At 67.9% G+C, this 2,310-nt stretch carries 1 protein-coding gene and 2 pseudogenes; 1 reads left to right on the top strand and 2 read right to left on the bottom strand.

Translation table 11 applies throughout. The features are described 5' to 3' along the window. Both FFS27_RS31880 and FFS27_RS31875 read right to left on the bottom strand, forming a co-directional pair. Positions 1 to 245: pseudogene (locus FFS27_RS31880) on the bottom strand (methyl-accepting chemotaxis protein); the annotation flags it as partial. A 138-nt stretch (positions 246 to 383) separates the two neighbouring features. Next, positions 384 to 1,187 carry a TatD family hydrolase gene (locus FFS27_RS31875; protein WP_003090961.1) on the bottom strand — a complete coding sequence of 268 codons (804 nt, stop codon included), beginning with the start codon at positions 1,185 to 1,187 and terminating at the stop codon, positions 384 to 386. A gap of 246 nt (positions 1,188 to 1,433) precedes the next feature. Here FFS27_RS31875 and FFS27_RS31870 point away from each other — a divergent pair. Continuing rightward, positions 1,434 to 2,310, top strand: a pseudogene (locus tag FFS27_RS31870) (transporter substrate-binding domain-containing protein); the annotation flags it as partial.

Raw genomic sequence — 2,310 nt, 5'->3', positions numbered from 1 at the left:
GTGCCGCCCAGGCTCGCGGCCTGTTCCAGCGGCAGTAGGTTGCTGCGGGCGGGCAGGGCGCTGCCGGCCGGCCAGCTCTGAACCAGCTCGCCCTCGGCGGCGGCGGCGCGCTGGGCGGAAGCGTTGCGCCCGGCGGCTTCCTGCTGCATGGCGAACAACACCAGCAGCAGGGTGGTGAAGAAGGCCACCGCGTTGACGGCCCAGAACTTGTATTTCAGTGGAATGTCGCTGATCCAGGTGCCCATAGGGGGATTTCTTCTTATCGGCAAGCTAATGGCAAGGCGCCATTATCTTGAAAGCTGAGTAAGGGGCAATCGTTGATGCGGGTCAACGAGACCGTTCGTCAGCTTAGCGGCCGATCCGCCGGGAGCTTGAGGGCGATCTCAGTCGATCGTCGGCAGGCCGAAGAACGCCCGCGCCGCGGCGCTGGTGTGAGCGGCCAGGCGCTCCGCGCTCTCGCCGCGATGGCGGGCCACGCAGTCGAGCACCTCGACCAGGTAGGCCGGCTCGTTGCGCCCGTTCTTCGGCTTCGGCCGCAGGCTGCGCGGCAGCAGGTAGGGCGCGTCGCTTTCCAGCATGAGACGGCCGACCGGGATCTCGCCTACCAGATCATGCAGGTGGGTGCCGCGGCGCTCGTCGTTGATCCAGCCGGTGATGCCGATGTGCAGGTCGAGGTCGAGGTAGCCATACAGCGCCCGGCGCTCGCCGGTGAAACAGTGTACGACGGCGGCCGGCAGGCGATCGCGGAAGTCGCGCAGGATCGCCAGCAGGCGCTCGCTGGCGTCGCGTTCGTGGAGGAACACCGGACGCTGTAGCTCGACGGCCAGTGCCAGTTGTTCCTCCAGGGCCTTTTCCTGGGCCGGACGGGGAGAGAAGTCGCGATTGAAGTCGAGACCGCATTCGCCCACCGCGCGTACCCGCTGGTCGTCGAACAGGGCGCGCAGGCCGCGAGCGGTGTCGGCGTTCCAGTGGCTGGCCTCGTGGGGGTGGACGCCGGCGGTGGTAAACAGCCGGCCGCCCTCGTCGAGTTCGCCGCAAAGCTGCAGCGCCTGTTCGCTGTCGGCCAGGCTGGTGCCGGTGATCACCATCTGCACCACCCCGGCGGCGCGCGCGCGGGCGAGCAGTGCTTCACGTTCCGGGGCGAAGCTGGCGTGGGTCAGATTGACGCCGATATCGATGAGTTGCATGGTGCCTTCCTGGAATTCGCAGCGAGGCGGCGCCCCCTCGATCGCGCCGGACCCGCCGGGGGATGGGTGGCAAACCGCTTGTAGAACAATCCGTTATAATCGCAGATCGGGTTCTTCGGCGCCCGGATTATCTACCCAATGCCTCCGTTTGCAGCCGCTGTCGGAGAGGAACTTGCCAAGACTGCCATGCTCTGATTGATCCGGTCCCCCGGAGAGGGACATCGAGCCTGGCCTCTGGAGACCTGGATGACGCGTCTGTTGCTGCTTTCGCTTTGCCTGCTGGTGCTCGCACCCTTGCCGGCGGCTGCGCGCATCACCGGCCAGCCGGACAACTGGCACAAGGAACAGCCGGAGACCCGCGACCTGGCGAGCATCCGCCGCGCTGGCGTGCTCAAGGTGCTGGTCAACCAGAGCCGCAACAGCTCGGGTGAGGTGAAGGGCGAGCCGATTGGCGTCGAGTACCGTCGCCTGCGCGCCTTCGAGCAATACCTCAACAGCCGCTCGCCGTCCGCGCGGAACCTCACCCTCAAGCTCATACCCAAGCCCAAGGACCAGTTGCTTGCCGCCCTGCAGCGTGGCGAAGGCGACCTGGTCGCCCCCGGCGAACTGCTGCCGGCGCACGACGGCCTGCAGGTCAGCCCGAGCGCACCGGTGCGCGCCGATGTGCCGCTGGTGCTGGTGGCGCGCAAGGGCAACCGGCGCTACACGCGCCTGGAGCAGTTGTCCGGGCGGACCATCCCGCTGCCGGCCGGCAGCGCCGCCGAGGGCGCCATCGAACTGGTCAACCAGCGCCTGGCGCAACGCCGCATGGCACCGATCCGGATCGAAAAGCTGGACGCTTCCCTGGCCGTCGAGGATGTGATGGAAATGGTCCAGGCAGGCATCCTCGGCTTCACCGTGGTCGAGCAGCCCATCGCCGAACGCTGGGCCAAGGTGCTGCCGAAGCTGCGCGTCGACCGCCACCTGGTGCTGGACAATCGCGCCGACATGGCCTGGTACGTGCGCCGCGATGCCAGCACCCTGCGCGCGACCATCGACCGCTTCCTCGCCGACTACCGCGCGCCGGCCGACCAGGACGTGGCTTTCCAGCGCGTCTACCGGCGCGCCTACAAGGTCCGCAACC

This window comes from Pseudomonas sp. 2VD, assembly GCF_005503585.1.
Taxonomy (GTDB): domain Bacteria; phylum Pseudomonadota; class Gammaproteobacteria; order Pseudomonadales; family Pseudomonadaceae; genus Pseudomonas; species Pseudomonas aeruginosa.
Note: the sequence above shows the minus strand (reverse complement) of the source record. Positions and strands in the feature narration are given on the sequence as shown.

Excerpts from the sequence above, each read along its gene's own strand:
- FFS27_RS31875 (WP_003090961.1), bottom strand. The coding sequence starts at position 1,187 with ATGCAACTCATCGATATCGGCGTCAATCTGACCCACGCCAGCTTCGCC.